The sequence below is a fragment of the Streptomyces sp. NBC_00075 genome (genome assembly GCF_045041225.1).
GTDB classification, from domain to species: domain Bacteria; phylum Actinomycetota; class Actinomycetes; order Streptomycetales; family Streptomycetaceae; genus Streptomyces; species Streptomyces adonidis.
In genome coordinates this window covers 8096619-8117975 of the sequence record NZ_CP108243.1, presented here as the reverse complement: position 1 = coordinate 8117975, position 21357 = coordinate 8096619, and the positions used below count along the sequence as shown (strand labels likewise).

Annotated in this window: 20 protein-coding genes, 1 other RNA gene and 1 pseudogene; 11 read left to right on the top strand and 11 right to left on the bottom strand. The window is 71.3% G+C overall.

Going from position 1 to position 21357, the window contains the following annotated elements; genetic code table 11:
* Positions 1-417: a hypothetical protein gene (locus tag OG787_RS35610; RefSeq protein ID WP_405537962.1), complete on the top strand. Its 417-nt coding sequence runs from the start codon at positions 1-3 to the stop codon at positions 415-417.
* Positions 418-503: 86 nt separating this feature from the next.
* Here the strand turns inward: OG787_RS35610 and rnpB are convergent.
* The 3 genes and pseudogenes from rnpB to OG787_RS35595 all read right to left on the bottom strand — a co-directional run bounded on the left by rnpB (position 504) and on the right by OG787_RS35595 (position 2681).
* Positions 504-920: RNase P RNA component class A (gene rnpB / locus OG787_RS35605), an RNA gene on the bottom strand.
* Between the two features lie 67 nt (positions 921-987).
* Positions 988-1818: pseudogene (locus OG787_RS35600) on the bottom strand (DMT family transporter); the annotation flags it as partial.
* Positions 1815-2681 (bottom strand): AraC family transcriptional regulator, encoded by an 867-nt coding sequence (locus OG787_RS35595; RefSeq protein ID WP_405537961.1) that lies wholly within the window; start codon positions 2679-2681, stop codon positions 1815-1817. The pseudogene OG787_RS35600 and the gene OG787_RS35595, both read right to left, overlap by 4 nt.
* Positions 2682-2769: 88 nt before the next feature.
* Between OG787_RS35595 and OG787_RS35590 the strand changes: the two genes are divergently transcribed.
* Positions 2770-3531, top strand: a complete 762-nt coding sequence (locus tag OG787_RS35590) for a MerR family transcriptional regulator (RefSeq protein WP_405537960.1) — start codon at positions 2770-2772, stop codon at positions 3529-3531.
* Complete coding sequence (locus OG787_RS35585; protein WP_405537958.1) at positions 3528-4148, top strand: hypothetical protein; 621 nt, start codon at positions 3528-3530, stop codon at positions 4146-4148. The genes OG787_RS35590 and OG787_RS35585 overlap by 4 nt, the downstream gene beginning before the upstream one ends.
* Here OG787_RS35585 and OG787_RS35580 read toward each other — a convergent pair.
* Complete coding sequence (locus OG787_RS35580) at positions 4099-5586, bottom strand: RNB domain-containing ribonuclease (RefSeq protein ID WP_405537957.1); 1488 nt, start codon at positions 5584-5586, stop codon at positions 4099-4101. The genes OG787_RS35585 and OG787_RS35580 overlap by 50 nt on opposite strands.
* An 88-nt stretch (positions 5587-5674) precedes the next feature.
* Here OG787_RS35580 and yaaA point away from each other — a divergent pair, with 88 nt between their 5' ends.
* Together yaaA and OG787_RS35570 are read left to right on the top strand one after the other, a co-directional pair.
* Entirely contained in the window at positions 5675-6457 is a 783-nt protein-coding gene (yaaA, locus tag OG787_RS35575; RefSeq protein WP_405537955.1) for a peroxide stress protein YaaA, read from the top strand.
* A 139-nt stretch (positions 6458-6596) separates the two neighbouring features.
* Positions 6597-7238 carry a bifunctional 4-hydroxy-2-oxoglutarate aldolase/2-dehydro-3-deoxy-phosphogluconate aldolase gene (locus tag OG787_RS35570; protein WP_369030725.1) on the top strand — a complete coding sequence of 214 codons (642 nt, stop codon included), beginning with the start codon at positions 6597-6599 and terminating at the stop codon, positions 7236-7238.
* Here OG787_RS35570 and OG787_RS35565 read toward each other — a convergent pair.
* From OG787_RS35565 to OG787_RS35555, 3 genes are read right to left on the bottom strand one after another with little or no spacing between them, the layout of a single operon-like run.
* Positions 7224-8432 carry a bifunctional RNase H/acid phosphatase gene (locus OG787_RS35565; protein WP_405537954.1) on the bottom strand — a complete coding sequence of 403 codons (1209 nt, stop codon included), beginning with the start codon at positions 8430-8432 and terminating at the stop codon, positions 7224-7226. The genes OG787_RS35570 and OG787_RS35565 overlap by 15 nt on opposite strands.
* A gap of 33 nt (positions 8433-8465) precedes the next feature.
* Complete coding sequence (locus OG787_RS35560; protein ID WP_369030875.1) at positions 8466-9209, bottom strand: zinc ribbon domain-containing protein; 744 nt, start codon at positions 9207-9209, stop codon at positions 8466-8468.
* On the bottom strand, positions 9206-10078 hold the full coding sequence (locus OG787_RS35555; RefSeq protein WP_369030723.1) for a Nif3-like dinuclear metal center hexameric protein: 873 nt from the start codon (positions 10076-10078) through the stop codon (positions 9206-9208). The genes OG787_RS35560 and OG787_RS35555 overlap by 4 nt, the downstream gene beginning before the upstream one ends.
* Before the next feature lie 233 nt (positions 10079-10311).
* On the opposite strand from OG787_RS35555, the gene OG787_RS35550 reads away from it, so the two are divergent.
* Both OG787_RS35550 and OG787_RS35545 read left to right on the top strand, forming a co-directional pair.
* Positions 10312-11484 carry a hypothetical protein gene (locus OG787_RS35550; protein WP_405537952.1) on the top strand — a complete coding sequence of 391 codons (1173 nt, stop codon included), beginning with the start codon at positions 10312-10314 and terminating at the stop codon, positions 11482-11484.
* Between the two features lie 98 nt (positions 11485-11582).
* Positions 11583-11750 carry a hypothetical protein gene (locus tag OG787_RS35545; protein WP_369030721.1) on the top strand — a complete coding sequence of 56 codons (168 nt, stop codon included), beginning with the start codon at positions 11583-11585 and terminating at the stop codon, positions 11748-11750.
* A gap of 86 nt (positions 11751-11836) precedes the next feature.
* Here the strand turns inward: OG787_RS35545 and OG787_RS35540 are convergent, their stop codons facing one another.
* From OG787_RS35540 to OG787_RS35530, 3 genes are all read right to left on the bottom strand, one after another.
* Entirely contained in the window at positions 11837-12775 is a 939-nt protein-coding gene (locus tag OG787_RS35540; protein ID WP_369030720.1) for a 3-oxoacyl-ACP reductase, read from the bottom strand.
* Between the two features lie 31 nt (positions 12776-12806).
* Positions 12807-13883: a Zn-dependent alcohol dehydrogenase gene (locus tag OG787_RS35535; RefSeq protein ID WP_405537950.1), complete on the bottom strand. Its 1077-nt coding sequence runs from the start codon at positions 13881-13883 to the stop codon at positions 12807-12809.
* Between the two features lie 83 nt (positions 13884-13966).
* Positions 13967-14830, bottom strand: coding sequence for a MaoC/PaaZ C-terminal domain-containing protein (locus OG787_RS35530; RefSeq protein WP_405537948.1), 864 nt, complete (start codon positions 14828-14830; stop codon positions 13967-13969).
* 292 nt (positions 14831-15122) lie between these two features.
* Between OG787_RS35530 and OG787_RS35525 the strand changes: the two genes are divergently transcribed.
* The 3 genes from OG787_RS35525 to OG787_RS35515 all read left to right on the top strand — a co-directional run bounded on the left by OG787_RS35525 (position 15123) and on the right by OG787_RS35515 (position 18993).
* Entirely contained in the window at positions 15123-16370 is a 1248-nt protein-coding gene (locus OG787_RS35525) for a sensor histidine kinase (RefSeq protein WP_405537946.1), read from the top strand.
* 89 nt (positions 16371-16459) lie between these two features.
* Positions 16460-17092, top strand: a complete 633-nt coding sequence (locus tag OG787_RS35520) for a response regulator (protein ID WP_405540684.1) — start codon at positions 16460-16462, stop codon at positions 17090-17092.
* 158 nt (positions 17093-17250) lie between these two features.
* Entirely contained in the window at positions 17251-18993 is a 1743-nt protein-coding gene (locus OG787_RS35515; RefSeq protein WP_405537945.1) for an MFS transporter, read from the top strand.
* Between the two features lie 40 nt (positions 18994-19033).
* On the opposite strand, the gene OG787_RS35510 is transcribed toward OG787_RS35515, so the two are convergent.
* Complete coding sequence (locus tag OG787_RS35510; protein ID WP_405534951.1) at positions 19034-20236, bottom strand: IS110 family transposase; 1203 nt, start codon at positions 20234-20236, stop codon at positions 19034-19036.
* 459 nt (positions 20237-20695) lie between these two features.
* On the opposite strand from OG787_RS35510, the gene OG787_RS35505 reads away from it, so the two are divergent.
* On the top strand, positions 20696-21346 hold the full coding sequence (locus OG787_RS35505) for a class I SAM-dependent methyltransferase (RefSeq protein WP_405537944.1): 651 nt from the start codon (positions 20696-20698) through the stop codon (positions 21344-21346).
* Positions 21347-21357 lie beyond the last annotated feature (11 nt).

Here is a 21357-nt window from a genome sequence, read left to right as displayed (position 1 = left end):
ATGTCCTGGCCTTCCGTGGTCCTGCTGGCGAGCGCACGCGAGTGCGCCGCCATCGAGGCCGAGGTGCGGTCGCTCGGAGTCGAGAAGGACCCGCTCAGTGACGGAGACTTCCTGCACTGGAACGGGAACTCCTACGCTCTGGACTTCTCGGGCGGCGTCCTCACGGACTTCGAGCCGGACGAGATCGAGGACGCGCGGGAGAGGATCGGGGAGGAACCCCGTGCGATCTACGTGTCCTGTCAGTCCATGGACGCGGCGCGCGTGTTCCTGTCCTCCGTCCTCCGGGGCTTCTCGGGCCTGATCGACACGAACCACGGCGACGTCGTCGAGTTCGCCGAGTTCGTCGATCTGGTCGAGAAGCATCCGCAGTGGGACTGGCGCCGAACGGAGATCGCCGAGCTGCTCGGGCGGCCGTGAGGCTCCCGTGAGGCTTCCGTGAAACGAGGAAGGCCCCGCCCGAATGGAGACATTCGGGCGGGGCCTTCCGGCGTGAGATGAGAGGGCAGACGAGTCGGGCTGTACGCCGGGTTCTGTGCCGAGGGTCCTCGCGGACGTCTCGGCGACGGCCATCCATCTAGGGCCGGCGTTGCCGCCGGCCTCGTGCGGTCTACCCGCGGACTCGGGCGGGCAGCCCTCGAACGTCCGCGCAGGAACGCCGTCCAAATCCTTGGGGACGTTCCCTTTTGACCTTGCTCCGGGTGGGGTTTACCTAGCTGCCCAGGTCGCCCTGGGCACTGGTGGTCTCTTACACCACCGTTTCACCCTTACCCGGCACCTGAGTGCCGGGCGGTCTGTTTTCTGTGGCACTGTCCCGCGGGTCACCCCGGGTGGCCGTTAGCCATCACCCTGCCCTGTGGAGCCCGGACGTTCCTCGGGGAGCGCCCCCGAAGGGGAGTCCACGCGGCCGTCCGCCCGGCTCGTCTGCCGTGTCGACCATGCTACCGGGCGTCCGCCCTGACACGGTCCAGTGGCCGTCGCCAGGACCGAGCCCGCCAGGATCAGGGCGAAGGCGGCGAGGATGCCGGCCGTGAGGGGCTCGTCCAGGAACAGGGCGCCCGCCGCCACCGCGACCGCCGGGTTGACGTACGTGAACACCGTGGCCCGCGTCGGGCCGACCTCCTTGATCAGCTCCAGGAACGCCACGAAGGCGAGGGCCGTGCAGACCACGCCGAGGACGGCCAAGGCTGCCAGGACGTCGGGGGACGGAAGTGTCGGCGGGCGGGTCACCACCGCCGCCGGGGCGTACACCAGGGCCGCCAGCGCCAGGCAGGGGGCCGTCAGGTGGAGGGACGGGACGTCCTTCAGGTGGCGGGCCGCTATGAGCGGAGCCGTGGCGTAGCCGATCACCGTCAGGAGGACCTCCGCCAGTGAGCGGGCGTCGCCGCCCGTCAGGTGCGGGACCGTCAGGACCGCCACGCCCGCCAGGCCCAGGGTCAGGCCCGTGAGTCGCCGGGTGCCGAGTCTCTCCGTACTGCCGAAGAAGCGGGCCAGGGCGACGCCCACTATCGGTACGCCCGCGATCAGCAGGCCCGCCGTCGAGCTGGACAGGTGGCGTTCCGCGTCCGTCAGGGTCCACCACGGGCCGATGATCTCGATGACCGCGAAGGCCAGCATCGGGCGCCAGTGCGTGCGGATCGTGCGCGGCAGGCCGCCCTGGCGGATCGCGAAGGGGAGGAGAAGGGCCGCGCCCAGCGTGCAGCGTACGAACACCACCGTGGACGGCGACAGGTCCGCCTCCACCGCCACCTTGATCAGCAGATACGGGATGCCCCAGACCACTCCCATCAGGGAGAACAACAACCAGCCGCGTGCAGTCATGCGGGCAAGTGTCGGCTGCCTCCCCGGTCGCCGTCTTGAACGCTGTTGCGGTACGCCGCCGGGGTCACGCCCATGACCCGCCGGAACCAGCGGGTCAGGTGCGCCTGGTCCGCGAAGCCGACCAGCGATGCGACTTCCGCCGGTCGCAGTCCGGCCTCCAGCAAACCCCTGGCCCGGGTCACGCGGTACTGCGCCAGCCAGGCGTACGGGGGTATCCCGACCGTCGTACGGAAGGCTCGGAGGAGCTGGTAGCGGGAGAGGCCCAGGTCGGTGGCGAGGCCGGCGAGGGAGGGCGGGGTGGTCAGCTCGTCGGCCAGGCGGGTTCGTACGGCATGGGCTATCCGGTCCGCGCCGGGGATCCGGTCGTCCACCGGGCGGGCCGTGGAGTGGCGGCGGGCCAGTTCCGCCAGGAGCCAGGACAGCCGGGACTCGGCCTCCAACGGGTCGGGGCAGGCGCTGAGTTCGATGTGCGCGAGGTGGAAGGCGGCGGCCAGTTCGGGGTCGTCGACGAGCGGCTCGCGGAAGTGCGGGAACCGGCCGTCGAGGGTGCCGTCGGTGAGGAGGGCCGGGTCGGCGTACAGGGCCCGGTAGGAGTACCCGGCGGAGGTGGCGGGGCCTCCGGTGTGGATCTCTCCGGGCTCCAGTACGACCAGGGAGCCGGGGTCGGTGCAGATGCGGCCGCCCCGGTAGTCGATGACCTCGACGCCGCTGGAGCTGACGCCGACCGTGAACTCGTCGTGAGCGTGCGGGGCATAGACGTGGCGGTCGAAACAGGCGGTGAGCAGGTCGAGGGCGGGGCCGCAGCGGCCCAGTCTCGTTCTGGTCCAGAGTGCCTGTTCTCGTGTGCCCCCGGTTGCCTTCACGCGTCAACGGTACTTCGCGGACCGTGGCTCACGGAGTGCCGATGTTCGCGCTTGACCCTGCCGCAACGTCAGCGTTTCTACTGGTGCCATGCGGATCGGAGAGCTTGCCACCGCCGTCGGCGTCACGACGCGGACCGTGCGGCACTATCACCACCTGGGGCTGTTGCCCGAGCCCGAGCGGCTTGGCAACGGGTATCGGGACTACACCTTGCGGCACGCCGTCGTGCTCGCCCGGATCAGACGGCTGACCGAGCTGGGCCTCGGGCTCGCCGAGGTGCGGGACGTACTCGCGGACGAGGCCGGGCGGGATCTCGTCGAGGTGCTCAGTGAGCTGGACGAGGATCTTGCCCGGCAGGAGGTCGCCATTCGTGAGCGGCGGGTGCGGTTGCGTGCGCTGCTGGACGCGGAGGCGCTGCCCGCCGAAGGGCCCGTCTCGCCCGAACTGGCCGCCGTGTTCGCCGAGTTGGCGCCCCTCTCCGACTCGCCCATGGCCGCCAAGGACCGCGAGATGCTCGCGCTCATCGAGACCACGGCGGCACCGGCGGACCGGGAGCGCCTGATGGCCGCGCTGGGCAGTGCCTTCGCGACGCCCGAGGGTGCTGCTCGGGCGCACGAGGTGTACGTGCTGCTCGACGCCCTCGTCGACGCCCCGGCCGACGATCCGCGCGTGGCGGAGGCCGCCCGCGCCCTCGCCGACTGTCTTCCCCGCGAACTGCTCCCGGAGGCCGACATCGATCACGACGACAGTTTCCTGCGCGCCCTCTACGCCGACTTCGCGCCCGCGCAGGCCGCCGCCGTGCGCGGTGCGCTGCGGATCGTCACCGGGCAGCGATCCGGGCGGCAGTCATGAGGTTCGCGGGCGCCCTGGTACGGCATGAGGGCCGCCTCCTCATGAGCCTGGTCCTGTGGCTGACACGGCGCCGACACGGGACCGGGGACGGCGGACAGGCCTTCGGGTACGCCCGTGGGCAGGGGGCGACCATGTTCGCGTTCGCCTTCGTCTGTGTCGTCGAGACGGTCGCGATGTTCGTGCTGCTGCGCGACTGGCCGATCCTGCACTGGATCGTGTTCGTCCTGGACGTCTACACGGTCGAGTTCGTCATCGGGCTGCACGCGGCCTCCGTCGTCCGCCCGCACGTCCTCGACCTCAACTCGCGCTCCCTGCACGTCCGTTACGCCGCCCACGTCGATCTGCGCATCCCGCTGGAGAAGATCTCGACCGTACGTCGTGAACTGCGGACCACGCATCAACGGACCGAGGGCGAACTCTCCCTAGCCATCGGCTCCCAGACCACCATCACCCTCGAACTCATCGAGCCGGTAGCCCACTTCACCTTCTTCGGCCGCCGACGGGACGTCCGCCTCGTCCGCTTCCACGCCGACGACGCCGACACCCTCGTACGCTCGCTACGGGCCGTCATGCCGGAGCGAACCGCACCCCCGCCGCACCAAGGTCTGCCCTCGTGAGCCGTACCCGCAGCCGTTCGCCGAGGGGCAGCGGGGTGCCGTCGGCGTCCTCGATGCGCGCGACCACCGCCGGGGACTCCAACTGCACTGTCCCGACAGTCGGTTTGCGTTCCTCCACGTCCACCACGCACCCCTCGAAGACCTCCCCCACCCGGTCCTTGAGCAGCGCCGCCTCGACGATGTCCAGGCATCCGCGTTCCACCGCGCCCGCCCGTCTCCCGCCCTCGGCCATCTCCTTGGGGAGCGCGTCCAGGGCCGCCAACACCCAGTCGGGCGGTGGCTGTTCGGCGACAGCGGCTAGGCAGAGCTCCGCGGCGTAACGGTCGGCGAGGCGGCGCAGCGGGGCCGTGCAGTGGGCGTAGGGGGCGGCCACCGCGGAGTGGGTCGTGATCGGCGGGAGGTCGCCGTCGCGGAAGACCGTGTAGCCGGCGCCTCGTAGCAGCGTCGTGCACTCCTGGAGGAAGGCCGCGTGGTGCGGGCGGCGTGGGTCCAAGGAGCGGATCAGGGCCGCGTACGAGACATGGTGCGGCCAGTCGATGCGCAGGGCCTGCGCGGTACGGCGCAGCCGGCCGACCTCCCCCAGTCTCGGCTTCGCTCGACCGGGGGGACCCCCATCGTCCGGAGCCGCGGGAAGGGTGCGGAGCACTCCCGTGCCGTACGCCAGCATCAGCTCGGCCGCCGCCATCCCCGTCAGGAGGGAGATCTGGGCGTTCCAGCCCTCGGCGGGCAGCGGTGCGCGGTAGGTGAGTGTGTACGCGTGGTCCCGCTCCACCTCCACGATCTCCTGCTCCGGCACATTGAGGGAGATGCCTCCGCGTTCGACCTCCAGGCGTTCCCTGGCCTCGCCGATGTCCTTCAGCAGGGCCAGTGGCTCCTCCGCCGTACCGGAATCCAGCTGTCGCTGCACGCCCTCGTAGTCGAGTTTGGCGCGGCTGCGGACCAGGGCCCGGTGGACGTCCACTGCGACGGTACGGCCGTCCGCGTCGAGGTCGATCGTCCAGAGCGCTGCCGGACGGGTCCGGCCCGGGAGGAGGCTGGCCGCGTCCTCGCTGAGCGTCGGCGGGTGCAGCGGGGTCTTCCCGTCCGGGAAGTAGAGGGTCGTGACGCGGCGGTGCGTCTCGGTGTCCAGGGGGCCGTGCGGTACGACGAAGGCGGCGACGTCCGCTATCGCGTACCGGACGCGGAAGCCGCCGCCGGGGCGACGGGCGAGGTGCATCGCCTGGTCGAGGTCGGTGGAGGTGGGCGGGTCGATGGTGAGGAACGGGATGTCCGTGGCGTCCGTCGCGGGGAGGACGGGGGCTTTGGCGCCTCGCTCCGCGTCGGCCTGTGCGGCGGGCGGGAAGCTCTCGGGGACGCCGAGTTCGGTGCGCAGGGCGGTGAGGGCGGCCCGGAGGGGGGCTTCGGGGGCGCCGGTCACGCGGATGTGGCGGCGGGGCATGAAACGAGCGTAGGCACAATCCGGCCCACCCGCCTCGCCACGTAATCTGACGCGAGTCGAGCCCGCGTACCCGTTTGGAGAACTCACCGTGCTTGTCCTGCTGCCTCCCTCCGAAGGCAAGGCCTCTTCCGGGCGCGGCGCCCCGCTCAAGCCGGAGTCGCTGTCCCTGCCCGGCCTCGCCGACGCCCGCGAGGCCGTCCTCGGCGAACTCGTCGAGCTGTGCGTCGGTGACGAGGACAAGGCGCGCGAGGTGCTCGGGCTCAGTGAGGGACTGCGGGGCGAGGTCGCCAAGAACGTGGAGCTGCGGACCGCCGGGGCGCGGCCCGCCGGGGAGATCTACACCGGCGTGCTGTACGACGCCCTCGACCTCGCCTCGCTCGACGCCGCCGCGAAGAAGCGGGCGGCGCGGTCGCTGCTGGTCTTCTCGGGGTTGTGGGGTGCTGTTCGGGTCACCGACCGTATCCCCTCGTACAGGTGCTCGATGGGGGTGAAGCTGCCCGGGCTCGGGGCGTTGGCCGCGCACTGGCGGGCGCCGATGGCCGCGGTGCTGCCGGAGGTGGCTGGGGGTGGGCTGGTTCTTGATCTGCGGTCCTCCGCGTATGGCTCCGCCTGGAAGCCGAAGGGGGAGGTTGCTGGGCGGACGGTGACTGTGCGGGTGTTGCACGCGCCGACTCGGAAGGTGGTCAGCCATTTCAACAAGGCGACCAAGGGGCGGATCGTGCGGAGTCTGGTGAGTTCGGGGGTGGTGCCCTCCGGGCCGGGGGAGCTGGTGGAGGCGTTGCGGGATCTGGGGTATGTGGTGGAGGTTGCGGTGCCCTCGCGGGCGGGGGTTGCGTGGGCGCTGGATGTGTTGGTGGACGAGGTTCACTGAGCGGTGGGTTGTGTGTTGACTGCTGCGCCGTTGTGGCTGGTCGCGCAGTTCCCCGCGCCCCTAGGCGGGCAACCGCACCCTATTGCAGCATGTGCAACGTTCTTTGCGCGTGCTGCAAACTGCGGGCAGGATGTTGCGCATGCCCGTCTCCTCCTCCCCCTCCGTTCTTGATCTTGCGCCCGTCATACCCGTGGTTGTCGTCGAAGATCTGGTCGATGCTGTGCCGCTCGCTCGGGCGCTTGTCGCCGGGGGGTTGCCTGCCATTGAGGTGACCCTGCGTACGCCCGTCGCGCTCGATGCCATTCGGGCCATCGCCGACGGGGTTCCGGACGCGGTGGTCGGTGTCGGTACCGTCATCTCGCCCGGGCAGGTGTCCGACGCGCTGGCCGCCGGGGCGCGTTTCCTGGTCAGCCCGGGGTGGACCGACGTACTGCTGGAGTCGATGCGGGCGTCCGGGGTGCCGTTCCTGCCGGGGGTGTCGACCACCTCGGAGGTTGTGGCGCTGTTGGAGCGGGGGGTGCGGGAGATGAAGTTCTTCCCGGCCGAGGCTGCGGGCGGGGCCGCCTATCTGAAGGCTCTCGCCGGGCCGCTTCCCCAGGCCCGGTTCTGTCCCACCGGAGGGGTCGGTCCCGCGAACGCCCCCGAGTATCTCGCGTTGCCCAACGTCGCCTGTGTGGGCGGGAGTTGGATGCTTCCCGCCGATGCCATCGCCTCGCGCGACTGGGACCGGGTCGAGGCGCTCGCCCGGCAGGCCGCAGGGCTGGGCTCAGCGCAGGTGTGACGTGTCGTTGAACAGTCGTACGCTCGCGTTGCCGTCCGCGTAGTACGCCACCGCCGAGAGGGAAGCGGCCGAGAGTTCCATGCGGAACAGGGACTCCGGCGGGGCGCCCAGGGCGAGGCGGACGAGGGTCTTGATGGGGGTCACGTGGGTGACCAGCAGGACCGTACGGCCCGCGTGGGCCGCGATCAGCTTGTCGCGGGTGATGGCCATCCGGCGCGCGGTCGCCGCGAAGCTCTCGCCGCCGCCCGTCGGTTCGGCCTTCGGGTCGGCCAGCCAGGCGTTCATGTCGTCCGGGTAGCGCTCGCGCACCTCGCCGAAGGTCAGCCCTTCCCACGCGCCGAAGTCCGTCTCGCGCAGGCCGTCGTCGATCGTCACGTCGAGGCCGAGGCGGGCGGCGACCGCGGCGGCGGTCTCACGGGTGCGGGTCAGGGGGGACGCGATGATCGCCTCGATCGTGCCTCGCCCGGCCAGGGACTCCGCCACGCGTTCGGCCTGGTCCCGGCCCACGTCCGAGAGGGACGGGTCCGTGCCGCCGCTGCCCGAGAAGCGTTTCTGGGGGGTGAGGGGGGTTTCGCCGTGGCGGAGGAGGACGAAGGTGGCGGGGGCGCCCATGTCTGCGGGGGCCCAGCCTGTGCGGGGGGTGGCTACGGTGCGGGCGGCGCTGGCGTCGGCCTCGGCTTTCGCGTCAGCGGTCGTCGTCACAGTTGCGGCCGGTGGGGGCTGGTCGCGCAGTTCCCCGCGCCCCTTAGGTGTCTGACCTGAGCCTGCGGACCATTGTTCGCCTCTCTTCCCCGCGTCCATCGCCTCGTTCGCCAAGCGGTCCGCGTGCTTGTTCTGCTCGCGCGGGATCCACTCGTACGTCACCTGCCCGGCCGTCGGGAACACCTGGGCCGCCTCCGCCGCCAGGGGCTTCATGTCCGGGTGCTTGATCTTCCAGCGGCCCGACATCTGCTCGACGACGAGCTTGGAGTCCATGCGGACGCGGATCCTGGCGGTCGGGTCCAGCTCGCGGGCCGCGCGCAGGCCGGCCACCAGGCCCCGGTACTCGGCGACGTTGTTGGTGGCGATGCCGATGTACTCGGCCGCCTCCGCCAGCGTCTCGCCCGTGGCCGCGTCGATGACGACGGAACCGTAGCCCGCGGGCCCCGGGTTGCCCCGGGAACCGCCGTCTGCCTCGACGATGAACTCCCGCACGCCACAAGCTCCTTGCCGACTTACAGAGGTGACTTACAGACCGGACTCTGACGTACGCACCAGGATGCGGCGGCAGTTCTCGCAGCGCAGGACCGCATCCGGAGCCGCCGCCTTCACCTCGTTGACCTCGGTGATGTTCAGCTCCAGGCGGCAGCCCTCGCAGCGGCGCTGGTAGAGACGGGCGGCGCCGACCCCGCCCTGCTGCGCGCGCAGCTTGTCGTACAGCTTGAGGAGGTCGTCGGGCACCGAACCCGCGATGACCTCGCGCTCCTTCTTCGCCGTGCCCACCTCGCCGTCGAGGGTCTCGAACGAGGCCTCGCGCCGGGCGGTCGCGTCGTCGATCTTGCCCTGGACGGCGCCGACGCGCTCGGTCAGCTCGGCGATGCGCTCCTGCGCGGACTCACGGCGCTCCATGATCTCCAGGACGACGTCCTCCAGGTCGCCCTGCCGCTTGGCGAGGGAGGCGATCTCGCGCTGGAGGTTCTCCAGGTCCTTGGGCGAGCTGACGGCGCCGGAGTCCAGGCGCTGCTGGTCGCGGGTGGCACGCTGACGCACCTGGTCCACGTCCTGCTCGGCCTTGGTCTGCTCGCGGGCGCAGTCGCTCTCCTCGGTCGTCGAGGCCACCAGCAGGTCGCGCAGCTGCGTGAGGTCCTTGGTCAGCGACTCGATCTCGGCGTGCTCGGGCAGCGACTTGCGCTTGTGCGTGAGCTGCTGGATGCGTACGTCGAGGGCCTGGACGTCGAGAAGTCGGATCTGGTCGGCGGGCGCGGCGTTCAGTTGGGGGCTCCCAGTGCTTCAGAGGTGGTGGTGGACGCCGCGTGGGCGGTCCAGGGGTCGGTGACCGTCGCGGAGACGTGGACGCGAAGGCCCCATCCGTTCCGGTCGGAGATCTCGTCGAGCTGGGCGGCGGCCAGCTCGCACCAGGGCCACTCGGTGGCCCAGTGCGCGGCGTCGAGCAGCGCGAGGGGGCTGTGGGCGCGCGCCTCCGAGACCGGGTGGTGGCGCAGGTCCGCGGTGAGGAAGGCGTCCACACCGGCCGCGCGTACGTCGTCGAAGAGGCTGTCGCCGGAGCCGCCGCTGACGGCGACCGTGCGGACGAGCGCCTCGGGGTCGCCGGCGACCCGGATGCCCTGCGCGGTCGCGGGGAGCCGCTCGGCGGCGCGGGCCGCGAACTCGCGGACGGTCAGCGGATGGTCCAGCTCGCAGACCCGGCCGAGGCCGCGTCGGCCCGCAGGGTCGGAGGGGTCCGGTACGAGGGGTCGTACGACCCGCAGGTCGAGGGCGCCGGCGAGGGCGTCGCTGACTCCCGGGTCGGCGCGGTCGGCGTTGGTGTGGGCGACATGGAGGGCGATGTCGTGCTTGATGAGGGTGTGCACGACGCGGCCCTTGAAGGTGTCCGCCGCGACCGTGGTCGTACCCCGGAGGTAGAGCGGGTGGTGGGTGACCAGCAGGTCGGCGCCCAGCTTCACGGCCTCGTCGACGATGTCCTGGACGGGGTCCACGGCGAACAGGACCCGGGAGACCTCCTGGTCGGGGTCGCCCGCGACGGTGCCGACCGCGTCCCAGGACTCGGCCCGCTCGGGGGGCCAGAGGGCGTCGAGTGCGGCGATGACTTCGGAAAGACGGGGTACGGACAGACGGGGCACGAACGCAAGGCTACCTGGCTGGTCCGTACGGCTGAACCGATGCGCCCGCCCGACCGCCGTCCCGCCGCCGTCCCCACTGCCACCCCACCGCCGTCCCCGGTCCCGGCCAGCACACGTGCCTCCGTTTCCTCAGGCGAATCGTTACTTTGCCACCCTTATGTGTGAAGTGGGCGCTGGCCGGTCCCACGCCCGTGCGTGCGATAACTAGTTTCGTCGCCGGAGGTGACCGATCGATGACAGCCTGTGCGATCGAACCAAGCACGGAGGACGGGTTGTCCCCGGCGGCGGAGTGCGTGATCACCGCGGACGGTGCCTACGCGGCCCGGCTCGCACGGAGCGGCGACTCCTGGTTCCCGGAGCGCTGGACACTCGACGGACCCGAGCCGTACGCCGTACCGCTGCCCGGCAACCAGCCGGAGGAGCCCGGCACGCAGGTGCTGCCGATGGGCGACGGGCGGGTCCTCATCCACCGTCTCGTCGACGGCCGGCACACCTTCGCGCTGCTCTACCCGACCGGCCCCGGCACCGGCGAACTCCCCCTCGGCGCGGTCGAGTGCCCCGACCCCGGCACCCCGCTGCGGCTGCTGCCCCCGGCACCGGGCGGCGACCGCGCGTACGCCCTCGCCCTGGGCCGGCGTTCGACGACGGTGTGGCTGGTGGCGGGCGGCGCGTTCGGGCCCGAGTACGTCACGGAGATCCCGGGGCGCTGCTCGGGCGGGGTCTGGCTGGACCGTACGGGCCGGCTGCTCGCCCTGGACCGGGAGGTCGCGGGGCGCACGAAGGCGGTCGTGGTCGATCTGGAGCGCGACGGCGAGGTGTCGCCGCTGCTCCAGATCTCGGCGGAGAGCGACGACCGGCTGCTCCTCGCGGACGCGGACAGCGGACTGCTGCTGATCGGCTCGGACGCGCCCTCGCCCGGCGGGCCCGAACGGCTGGGCTGGGGAGTGCTCGGCAGCACCCTGCCGGTGCGGTTCCCGGAGTGCCTGCGCGTCGAAGGGTGCGCGCTGACGCCGTTCGCGATCCAGCCGGGGCAGGTGCTGACGCCGGAGGGGTGTGGCGTGGCGTTGCGGGTCGACGGTCCGGCGGGGAGCTGGGTGGGTGTGTGGCGGCCCGCCGGGCGACAGGTGCGGCACTTTCCGGCACCGGAGGGGTGGCTGCGCGGAGTCGGTCTGTGGAGCAGGGACGGGGAGCTTCAACTGCCGTACGCGACGGGGGAGGTGCCGTGCGGGGTGGCCCGGGTGCGGGACGACGCGCGGGACGAGGAGGCGGAGGAGGAGCCGGAGGAGAGTGCTCCGGCGCCCGCCGTCGTGGCGCGGCCGGTGCCGTTGCAACAGGCGCCGCTGGCACGGGTCGTGGCGAAGTCCGGGAAGCCCGGTAACGAAGTGACGACGCTTGTAACGAAGTAGTTCCGGTCGGCGTGTGCGGCTCGTGTCACCCCGATGCGTGCTGGTTAAGATTGTCCGGCTGTGAGAAAAAGATCATGTTGACGGGGTGAACCATTCCGATGAACGACGCAAGCATCACGCAGCCGCTGTCCGCCGATGCCCAGGAGGGCACGGGTCACGGTGGTGGCCACGGCAAGCACCGGGGCCCGGTCTCGGTCCACAACGACGAGGCGACCCCGAGCGGACGTCACCGCAAGCCGTCCGAGCAGGCCGAGAACAGGGCCTGACGGTACACAGGCTGTAATACGGCTCCGCCCTTTTCGTATGGGCGGAGCCGTTGCCGTTTCCCGAGCCGTTCCCGACTCCCTCTTCGCTAGCCGCGCTTGAGGCCGAGCACCTCCGCCGCCGCGAACGTCTCCCCCGCGGGCCGCTGCGCGTAGTGCGGGGTGAGGAGCGCGTCCAGCTCGTCGTAGGTGAAGGTGTCCTGCTTGCTGTCGAACTTGGCGGCCACACGCGGGCGTTCGACGACGGCGACCATCCCGCCGTGGACGACGAGCAGCTGTCCGTTGACGTGTTCGGCGGCCGGCGAGGCCAAGTAGCCGACGAGCGGGGCGACATGCTCGGGGGCGAGGGGGTCCAGGCCCGACTCGGGTTGGCCGAAGCCCTGGAAGACGTCCTCGGTCATCCGGGTCCGGGCGCGGGGGCAGATCGCGTTCGCCGTGACGCCGTACTTGGCGAGGGCGAGAGCCGTGGAGGTGGTCAGCCCGACGATTCCGCCTTTCGCGGCGGCGTAGTTGGGCTGTCCCGCCGAACCGGCGAGAAACGCTTCCGAGGACGTGTTCACGATCCGCCCGTACACCGGTGCGCCACTCGCCTTGGACCGCTCGCGCCAATGCGCGGCGGCGAAGCGGGTCGTGTTGAAGTGGCCCTTGAGATGGACCCGTATGACGGAGTCCCACTCCCCCTCCGTCATGGAGAAGACCATACGGTCGCGCAGAATGCCCGCGTTGTTGACGAGGACGTCCAGCTTCCCGAACTCGGTGATCGCCGACTCGACGAGTTCACGGGCCTGTTGGTGATCGGCGACGTCCCCGGTGTGCGCGACCGCCGTGCCGCCCGCCGCGCGGATCTCGGCGGCGACCTCCTCGGCGGGGGTGGCGGACGCCTCGCCGGAGCCGTCCCGGCCGGGCTGGCCGTAGTCGTTGACGACGACGGCCGCGCCGAGCCGGGCCAGTTCCAGCGCCTCGGCCCGGCCGAGACCGCGCCCCGCACCCGTGACGATCGCGGCGAGCCCCTCAAGTGGCAGTGACATCCTCAGCCCTTCACCGTTTCACCGTGAACTGTCAGATCTCGATGCACGTACGCAGCGCGGTTCCCGTGCGCATCTGGTCGAGGGCCTCGTTGATGCCGGAGAGCGGTACGCGGTGGGTGATCAGGTTCTCGAGGTCGACGCGTCCGGCGCGCCAGAGGGCGATCGTGCGCTCGTAGGACCGCAGGACGTCGCCGCCGCCGTACATGGACGGCAGGATGCGCTTCTCGTCGAAGAACAGCTCGAACATGTTGAGTTGGAGGTTGTCGTCCATGGCGCCCGCGCCGACGACGACCATGGTGCCGCCGCGCCGGGTGGTGTCGTAGGCGGTGCGGGCGGTGGCGGAGCGGCCGACGACCTCGAAGACGTAGTCGAACCCCTCGCCGCCGGTGACCTGTTGCTTGGCGTCGGCCAGCTCGTCCGGCGAAACGGCCTTCGTGGCACCGAACTTGAGCGCGGACTCGCGGCGCGAGACGACCGGGTCGACGGCGACGATCTCGGCGGCGCCCTGGAGCCGGGCGCCCTGTATCGCGGAGATGCCGACGCCCCCGCAGCCGATGACGGCGACCGACGAACCGGCCTGCACATTCGCGGTGTTGATGGCGGCGCCGAGTCCGGTGGTCACACCGCAGCCGATGAGGGCGGCGATGTCGAAGGGCACGTCGTCGGGGATGGGCACGGCACAGCCCGCCGCGACGACGACCTCCTCGGTGAAGGTGCCGGTACCTGCCATACCGAAGACATCGCCGCCGGGGCGACGGAAGTTGGGGGTGCCCGCGTTCATGAACCCGGAGAGGCACAGTTCGCTCTGCCCGCGCCTGCACGCGGGACACGCCCCGCAGGCGGGCAGCCAGCAGACGACGACCCGGTCACCGGCCTTCAAGTGGGTCACCCCGTCCCCGACTTCGAGGATCTCGCCGGCGCCCTCGTGGCCGGGGACGAAGGGCGCGGGCTGCGGCAGTACGCCGTTCATCGCGGAGAGGTCCGAGTGGCACAGCCCGGTGGCCCGTACCCGGATCCTCACCTTGCCGGGGCCGAAGCCCACGGCCTCGACGTCGTCGAGGACGTCGAGCTTGTCCTGCCCGATCTCGTGCAGTACGGCTGCGCGCATGATGCGGCTCCCCTCAGGAATGTGCTCGGCTCAACCCACGGGCGTACGGCTCACGGGCGTGCGACTCACGGACGTACGGTTGTTCATGCGGAGTGCTCGACGACGGTGTCGGCCAGTACCGGCGCGTCGTCCCGCTCGACGGCGGTGACCGACACCTGGACGCGGTCCGGTTCGGGCGTCCACATCCGGATGCGCAGGGTCTCCCCGGGGAACACGACCCCGGCGAAGCGGGTGCGGTAGGCGCGGACCCGGCCGACGTCGCCGCCGAGCACCGTGTCGACGACCGCCTTGAGCGTCATGCCGTACGTGCACAGCCCGTGCAGGATGGGCCGTTCGAATCCGGCGCGGGCGGCGAACTCGGGGTCGGCGTGCAGCGGGTTCCAGTCGCCGGAGAGCCGGTAGAGCAGCGCCTGGTCCTCCCGGACGGTCCGCTCGACGACCTTCGCGGGCTCGCCGTCGGGCGCCGGAAGCCGGGTCGAGGGCCCACGGTCGCCGCCCCAGCCGCCCTCCCCCCGTACGAAGATCTGCGCGTCGCTGGTCCACAACGGGCCGTCGGCGTCGGCGACTTCGGTGCGCATGACGAGGATCGCGGCGCTGCCCTTGTCGTACACGGCGGCGATGCTCCCGGTGGCGCGTGCCCTGCCCTCGACCGGGATCGGGCGGTGGACCGCGATGCTCTGGCCGCCGTGCAGGACGTGGGCGAGGTCGACGTCGACGCCGGGCATGGAGAGGCCGCTGATCACGTCCGGGGAGTCGTTGCCGGCGACGGTGGCGAAGCTGGGCAGGACGTGCAGCCGGGATTCGAGGGTGTAGCGGAGTTCGCCGGGATCGGTCGCGGGGACGCCGGCGCCGATGCCGAGGTGGTAGAGCTGGACGTCCTTGCGGCCCCAGGCGATCTCTGCGGACCGGGGTTCGGCGGCGACGGCCTTGGCGGCGTCAATGGGCATGGGACTCCTGATCGACTGGCAGAGAACTGACGGCGAGCTCGCGGAACTGAGGCAGAACTGAGACCTCGGTACGGTCGTCCGCACCGTCGGCCGCACCGAGGTCGATACGGGCCGTTCTAGAACGCGTTCCAGTCCGGCGCCCTCTGTTGTATAGCCGAGCGGTCCCGAGTTGTGAAGGCTCCTGACGCCCCGTCAGCTGTATGCGTGATTCACGGGACCGGGACATTTGTCCTGCCGGAGTCCGTACATCGGCATCTGCCCGGCGTGAAGCCCGCTTCGTACGCTGTCGTCCATGTCGTGGATGCGAAAGGCCGCCCACCAGGTGGGCCAGTGGCGGGTGGAGCGGGCGCGCCGGCGGGCGGACATGGAGCGGTACAAGGCCGCCCGGCGGGCCGCGCGCAAGTCGGGCGGCCGGCTGCCGGAGCCGGAGAACCTGGGCCCGCCGCCCACCGGTTTCGCCCTGCTGCCCTGGCTGCTGATGGGCCTGGGCTCCTTCTCCAACCTCCTCCAGGGCCGCACCCCACAGCCCTGGATCGGCGGCCTGGGCCTGCTCGCCTTCAACTCGCTCTACGTCTACGTCACGTTCCGCGCGTTCGCGAAGGAGAAGCGGCGCGCGAGGTCGACGCGGGTCGCGCTCGCCCTGATGGGCGTGGTGACCTGCGCGCTGGCGATCGTGTACGGCGGCAGCTGGCTGTACTTCTTCCCGCTGCTCGGGCTGGCCACGGGCGCGGTGATGCGGGGCCCGTGGCTGGGCCGCGCCGGACTCGCGCTCACCGCCCTCGCGGCGGCGGTCTCCGCGGTGCGGGACGGCTGGGACGCGCTGAACGTCGCGTACGGGACGTTCCTGTCGACGATGGTGACGGCGGCGATCCTGTCCCTGACCGAGGCGGTACGTGAACTGCGGGCGGCGCGTGAGGAGTTGGCGCGCCGCGCGGTCGAGGAGGAGCGGCTGCGGTTCTCCCGCGACCTGCACGATCTGCTGGGCCACACCCTGTCGGTGATCGTGGTGAAGTCGGAGGCGGCGCGTCGGTTGGCACCGTCGAACATGGACGCGGCCCTGCTCCAGATCACGGACATCGAGTCGGTGGGCCGCCAGGCCCTGACGGAGATCCGCGAGGCGGTGACGGGCTACCGCCAGGGCAGCCTGGCCACGGAACTGGACCGAGCGGACTCGGCCCTGACGGCGGCGGACATCACCACAGTTGTCCACCGCTCGGGCCCGCCCCTGCCCGCGTCGGCGGAGGCGCTCCTGGGCTGGGTGGTACGGGAGGCGGTCACGAACGTCGTACGGCACAGCGGCGCCGCCCGCTGCGAGATCACGGTGGCGGGCGCGGGGGAACGGGTGCGCCTGAGCATCGCGGACAACGGCGACGGCACCGGCGTACAGCGCACGCCGCCCGCGCGACCGGATGTCGGCGGCACCGGCCTGAAGGGCCTCAAGGAGCGCCTGGCGGCGGCGGGCGGCTCGTTGGAGGCGGGCCCGGGGCCCCAGGGCGGTTTCCTGGTGACGGCCGAACTACCGACGGAGGTGGCCACGTAGGCACCCGCAGAGCAGCCCTCGGAGATACGGGAGCCGTCTCCCTCCCAGCTCAGCCCCCACCCCCGCCCTACCCTTACCCCGTGAACGAGATGCCCCGGGACCACCGTCCCGCGAAGTCCGTCAGAGTCCTGCTCGCCGAGGACCAGGGAATGATGCGGGGCGCTCTCGCCCTGCTGCTCGGGATGGAGCCGGACATGGAGGTCGTCGCCCAGGTCGGGACCGGGGACGCGATCGTCGACGCGGCCCTCCTGCACCGCCCGGACGTGGCGCTCCTCGACATCGAACTCCCCGGCATGAGCGGCCTGGACGCCGCCGCCCAGCTCCGCGACGAGGCCCCGGACTGCCGCGTACTGATCCTGACCACCTTCGGCCGCCCCGGCTATCTGCGCCGGGCGATGGAGGCGGGCGCAGCCGGTTTCCTCGTCAAGGACGGCCCGGTGGAGGAGCTGGCGGCGTCGATCCGCCGCGCACTGACCGGCGAGACGGTCATCGACCCCGCCCTCGCGGCCGCCGCGCTCAGCGCCGGCCCGAACCCGCTCACGGCCCGCGAGGCCGACGTACTCAAGGCCGCGGTCGACGGCGCGACGGTCGCCGACATCGCCGCCAGACTCCACCTCTCGGAGTCGACGGTCCGCAACCACCTCTCGGCCGCGATCGGCAAGACGGGCACCCGCAACCGGATGGAGGCGGTACGGGAGGCGCGTCAGCAGGGGTGGCTGTAGACGACCCGTACGTCCTGGCGACACCCATGAGTAGGTCAAGAACTAGTTAGTACGCCAAAACATCGGAATAGTTGCCCAGGCACACAGGTTCATCTCACACGTACCCCGTCCCCACGGCGAAACGCCACGATCACCGCCCTGCCTGGAGGCTCCACCCCATGACGCACACGACCACGACCGACCGGCCCGCCGGGGATACCGGGGGCACCGGCAGAACGGGCGGGGCCATAGTCCCGGTGCTCGCCTTCGCGGGCATTGTTGTCGCGGTCATGCAGACCCTGCTCGTTCCCGTCATCAAGGACCTGCCCCAGCTGCTGAGCACCTCGCCCAGCAACGCCACCTGGGTGCTGACCTCGACGCTCCTCTCCGGAGCCGTGGCCACGCCGATCATGGGCCGGCTCGGTGACCTGTACGGCAAGCGGCGCCTGTTGATCGCCAGCCTCTCCGTGATGGTGGTCGGCGCCCTGGTCAGCGCGCTCACCAGCGATCTGCTGACCATGATCGTGGGCCGGACCCTCCAGGGCTTCGCCATGGGTGCCATCCCCCTCGGCATCGGTCTGATGCGCGACATGCTGCCCCGCGAGAAGCTCCCCTCGGCGATGGCCCTGATGAGTTCCTCCATCGGCGTCGGCGGCGGCCTCGCGCTACCCCTCGCCGCGCTGATCGCCCAGCACTCCGACTGGCACGCCCTCTTCTACGGCGCCGCCGGCCTCGGTGCCTTCGCCATCGCCCTCACCCTGTTCGTCGTACCGGAGTCCCGGATGCGCGCGGAGGGCACCTTCGACGTGCTCGGCGCCATCGGGCTCTCCGCCGGCCTCGTCCTCTTCCTCCTCCCCATCACCAAGGGCAGCGACTGGGGCTGGACCTCCGGCACCACGCTCGGCCTGTTCGGCGCGTCCGCCCTCGTACTGCTCCTGTGGGGCGTACTGGAGCTGCGCCTGAAGGCCCCGCTGGTGGACCTGCGGACCACCGCCCGGCCCGCCGTACTCTTCACCAACCTCGCCTCGATCATGGTCGGCGTCTCCTTCTACGTCGTCTCGCTCGTCCTGCCCCAGCTCCTCCAGCTCCCCACCTCCACCGGCTACGGCCTCGGCCAGTCGATGGTCATGGCGGGCCTGATCGTGGCGCCGCTCGGCCTGACGATGATGTTCACGGCCCCGGTCTACGCACGGCTGTCCGCCAAGTACGGGCCCAAGGTCACCCTGATCCTCGGCCTTCTGATCATCGGCATCGGCTACGGCGCCGGCCTCGGCCTGATGAGCGCGGCCTGGCAGTCCCTCGTCATCGCGGTGGTTCTGGGCGCCGGCATCGGGCTCGCCTACTCCTCCCTTCCCGCCCTGATCGTCGGGGCGGTCCCGGCCTCCGAGACCGGCGCGGCGAACGGGCTCAACACCCTCATGCGGTCCATCGGTACGTCCGTGTCGAGCGCCGTCATCGGCATGGTGCTCGCCAACACGGCGAACCATGTGGGGGGCGTCGCGATCCCGACCATGCACGGTTTCCGGGTGTCGTTCCTGATCGCCACGGCGGCCGTGGCTGTCGGGCTGGTGCTGGCGCTGTTCCTGCCGGGGCGGCGGCCTGACAACGGGCTCCAGCTGCGGGCGAGCAGCAAGGAGGACGCCTCGGTCGGCTCCGGGTTCCGCGGGCGGGTTCTGGGTGCTGACGGGGTTCCGGTCTCGCGGGCCAAGGTCACGTTGATCGACCGGCGGGGGCGGCAGGCCGGCGCCACGCTCTCCGCGTCCGACGGGAGTTACGCGCTCGCCGTTCCCGGCGAGGGGGCGTATGTGCTGGCCGCGCGGGCTTCTGGGTATGGGCCGCATGCCTCGTCTGCGACGCATGCGGGTGGGGAAGGGGCGGTTGACTTGGACCTTTCCCTGCCCGGGGAGACGGTCAGCGCGTAGGCGCTCCGCGCGCGAGCGGGGGGTGCCTCTATGTCTTTCGTCAAGCGAGGCGTGGGGTTCTGGGTTCGTAGAAGGTGCCGTCGCGGAGCATGGCGAACAGCACGTTGATCCGCTGGCGGGCCAGGCGGAGAAGTGCCTGGGTGTGGGTCTTCCCGCGGGCCCGGCATTTGTCGTAGTAGGTGCGGGAGGCGGGATCGTGCAGGGCGGCGAACGCGGACAGGAACATCGCGCGTTTGAGCTGCCGGTTGCCGCCTCTGGGTGCGTGTTCGCCGTGGATCGAGGTCCCCGACGACTTGGTCGTGGGGGCGAGGCCGGCGTAGGAGGCCAGGTGGGCGGCGGAGGGGAAGCTGGTGCCGTCGCCGACGGTGACCAGCAAGGTGGCGGCGGTCCTGACCGCGACCCCCGGAATCGAGGTCAGGACCGCGGAAAGAGGGTGCGCCTCCAGCAGCTGTCCGATCTGTGCTTCCAGGGCTCGTCGTTGTTCGTGGACGGCCGCGAGCGAGCGGGCCAGCGAGGGGATCACGAGGTCGAGGGTGCCGGTGCCCGGGACCACGACGGTCTGCTCGTCGAGGGCGTCGAAGACCTCGTCGATCAGCCGGGCAGCCATGCGCGGGGCCTTGGGCCGGATCACCTCAACGAGCCTGCGGCGACCGGCCTTTCGCAAGCTGGCCGGGGATCCGTAGCGTTCCAGCAGCCAGGTCACGGCGGGGTGGTCCAGGCGCGGGCCGAGGACGCGTTCCAGGCTGGGGTGGAACTGGGTGAGCAGGCCGCGTATTCGGTTGCTGGTGCGGGTGGCCTCGGCCGCCAGGTCCTGGTCGAAGCCCACGAGAACGGTCAGTTCGGCGGTGATCTCGTCGGTCAGTGCCAGCGCGCGCAGGGTGTGCGGCATGGTCCGGGCGGCGTCCGCGATCACCGCGGCGTCCTTCGCGTCGGTCTTCGCCTCGCCCGGATACAGGTCGGCGATCCGCCGCATGGACAAGCCGGGCAGATAGGCGACCTTGCAGCCCGCGTCCCGGGCGACGGTCAGTGGCAGGGCGCCGATCGAGGCGGGCTGGTCCACGATCAGCAGGACGGTGCCGAACTTCGCGGCCAGCTTGTCGAAGACGGCCCGCAGTTTCGGTTCGCTGTTGGGCAGCGGTTTGTCGAAGACCTTCTTGCCGGCCGGGGTGAGCCCGTGCCCGTGATGGGTGCTCTTGCCGACGTCCAGGCCGAGGAAGACGCCCACGTCGTCGATGTCGTCCAACCCATCCTCCTGAACGGGGTTCGTGCGGTGCTGGCCAGGGCGTTGGCGTCGTATGCGCGCATCCACGTTATGCAGACCTGCCGCCCGCAAGCGGCCGGGCGTTGCACCAGGCCAGGCGGTAGTCGGACCTCTCATCAGCGTCTCCAACGGCGCCTCTCGGGCCCGGTGGCACCACCCCCCAGGTCATCGGTTCGACAGGGGGGAACAGCCATGCCGGGCCCGGAGGCCAGCGGTCCTCTTGCAGGACCGCGAAGAAGATAACGGGGGCAGGGTTGTGTGTTGGCTGCGGGCCGGTGGGGGCCGGTCGCGCAGTTCCCCGCGCCCCTGAGGTTGGGATGCGGACCCCCTGTCTTCCAGTGACCCTGGGGTGGGGATGATGCGGACCCCCTGTCTTCCAGTGGCCCGGGGTTGCGGCAGCATGGGGCCGCCCGCATGTCCGTACGATCGAGAGGACCCCCTATGCCCCCCGCGCCCAAGCCCGAGATCCTGGCCGCGTTCGAGGCCGCCAAGGGGTTCATGCCCCTGGACGAGGGGCTCGCGCTGTACGCCGCCGCCGTTGAGGCAGGAGCCCTCGGGCTGCCCCTCCTCGAAGTCGGGACGTACTGCGGGCGGTCCACCATCCTGCTCGCCGATGCGGCTCGTGCCGCCGGGGTCAGCGCGGTCACCGTCGATCATCACCGGGGCAGTGAGGAGCAGCAGCCGGGGTGGGACTTCCACGACCCTGACACCGTCGATCCGGAACTCAAGGTCATGGACACGCTTCCGCTCTTCCGGCGGGCCCTGTACCAGGCGGACCTGGAGGAGCACGTGATCGCGGTCGTCGGGCGTTCGCCGCAGGTGGCGCGGATCTGGAACTCCCCGCTCGGGCTCGTCTTCGTCGACGGCGGGCACACCGACGAGCACGCCACCGCCGACTACGAGGGCTGGGCCCCGCATGTCGCCGAGGGCGGGCTGCTCCTCATCCACGACGTCTTCCCCGACCCCGAGGACGAGTTCACCGGCCAGGCCCCCTACCGCGTCTACCTCCGCGCCCTCGCCTCCGGCGCCTTCACGGAGGTCTCCGCGACCCGCTCGCTGCGCGTGCTGCGGCGAACGGGGGCCGGGGTCTGAGCGCCGGTTAG